Below are 1,928 nucleotides of genomic sequence, written 5' to 3'. Positions count from 1 at the left end.
AATTGAAGCTCAGGATGCTCAGCTCGCAACTTCAAAACCCACTCTCGAAATTTATGAAATACTTGCGGGCGATCGAACAAACTAAATGGCTCACTAATTATAACCGTTGAGCCAACAGGTAAACTTTGTAAAAATGCTTTTAATCGAAAATCTTGGTATTCTGTACGCCGAAGATTTAATCGAGTATTACTAAAAAAATCGTCTAAAGTAAATAATTTAAATTGATTTGTTCGATTATCAAGAAATTTTATTCGATGTGCAACACACTCATTTTCTTTACACCAGTTCATTAATCTGGGGGACTGATGTTGAATAAAGTCATCTCGCAGTTGATATTCAATTACAAAATAATTAAATTTATTCTGAATATTTTGCCAAGAATGTCTAAGTTCCATACTAGGAATTAATTTATTGAATAATCTATCGGAACTAACAACCGTCCCTAATTTTAATGGAACTTTAAATTGACCAACAGACTTAGCCAACCACAAATTAATCCAAATAGTATAAACAATTAAAAAAAAGATAAGAAAAAAAGCTAAAACCAGACCATGCTTTAAACTTTTCAAAAACAATTTAATCATTTTACTTTACCTTATTTGACCAACCAGGACGCCAACCACGGCACTCAACATCAGTATGCTCGGCCACCCAATAACCCTTATCCCAACCAGCACTACTTTCTAAATTTTTCCAATCCTTATCATCTAATCCTCGAAATCTATCACCAAAAACGACTTGATTGGGCAAAGCCTGAGATATCAAAAAAGACTCAGGAAGCTTAAAAGGATTATATTCTATTTTAAGCCCATCTAAAATAGAATATGAATAGCCAATCAAGAAACACCCTTTAGATTGCGATGCAAATTCCGAAGGAGAAGCCCACATTGTTTGAAGCCATACTTTTTTATTGGGAGGGCAATCAGGAGGAGTAGAAATATTATCATAATTATAAAAATCAGGCTGTGGTGGAGGAACAGGAGGTATCAAACCCGAATTAAGACGATTAAATTCTCTTTCTTGACAATCTGCTTGAGGAGAGCAAGTAGCTACAACACAGGTATATCCTTGAAGCCCACCGCCACCACAAACAACGCAAGAGCGAAATTCAGGCTCATTGGCACAAATTGTTTGAGATTGTTGAGTAGCAGATAAAAACAATGCTGCGGCCGCAATTGTATAACTCTTATAAAGACCATCAAGCCAAGCTTGATAAATAGGCTCATACTCTACCATTAATTGCCGATTCAAATCATCAACTCTTTTAATTTCCGCGTAGTAATTATCACATTCTTCTGTACTTGCGGAGCCAAAAACTCCTGAAATACTAATCAAAGTAAGTATAATCGGTAAAAATCCAGTTACAATCGATCCCAAAGAAAAGCCGACCAAATAAGCAGCACCACGAGCACTTAAAGATGCAGCGGAAACCACAACAAGCGGCGCAACTTCTGCAATAAGTAACCGCAACCCACCAGCTAATTTTGCAAATCGCAACAGCATAATTATTTCCTACTAGCAAGCCGCCAAGCCTTAACCAAGCCTGCAATCAACATGACTGGTAATCCGGTGCTGTACATAACCACCGCGGCGTACCTCATAATCGGAGAATTGACAGAATCAATCGCACTAATCATCAAGGCAGGAATGCGTATCGAATCAGGGGAAACAGGCATTAAATCAAGAACTTTATCAGAGAGAGCTAAACCGCCTTTGTTAAGCAAACAATCATATTGTTCAAGTTCAGCAGCAGTTAGCGGGCGACGCCAAGTGTTGCTCAACCAAAAAGCGTCAGGGTTGCTTTGAGATTGACTACCCTGTGAACTAACCAACTCCAAGGGCTTATCCTCAGCGCGAATATCTCTTGTATAAAATGCCTGACAAAGCGCAGTTAAATCAGTTCCCGGCGGCACATTACCCATACCATA

Annotated in this window: 3 protein-coding genes; all 3 read right to left on the bottom strand. The window is 38.3% G+C overall.

From position 1 onward, the window contains the following. The coding region (locus tag QUB11_RS31040; RefSeq protein WP_333392559.1) for a hypothetical protein at window positions 1-584 on the bottom strand (584 nt) is incomplete at its 3' end. A gap of 1 nt (window position 585) precedes the next feature. Further along, window positions 586-1,503: a hypothetical protein gene (locus QUB11_RS31035; protein ID WP_333392557.1), complete on the bottom strand. Its 918-nt coding sequence runs from the start codon at window positions 1,501-1,503 to the stop codon at window positions 586-588. 2 nt (window positions 1,504-1,505) lie between these two features. Beyond that, a partial coding sequence (locus tag QUB11_RS31030; RefSeq protein ID WP_333392554.1) for a hypothetical protein occupies window positions 1,506-1,928 on the bottom strand: 423 nt, incomplete at its 5' end.

This window comes from Microcoleus sp. B6-A1 (assembly GCF_036705085.1).
Taxonomy (GTDB): Bacteria; Cyanobacteriota; Cyanobacteriia; order Cyanobacteriales; family Microcoleaceae; genus Microcoleus.
This window is presented reverse-complemented; position numbering and strand designations above follow the sequence as displayed.

What these genes read in the sequence shown, in the direction of transcription:
- QUB11_RS31035 (WP_333392557.1), bottom strand. Translation starts at nt 1,503, where the DNA reads ATGCTGTTGCGATTTGCAAAATTAGCTGGTGGGTTGCGGTTACTTATT.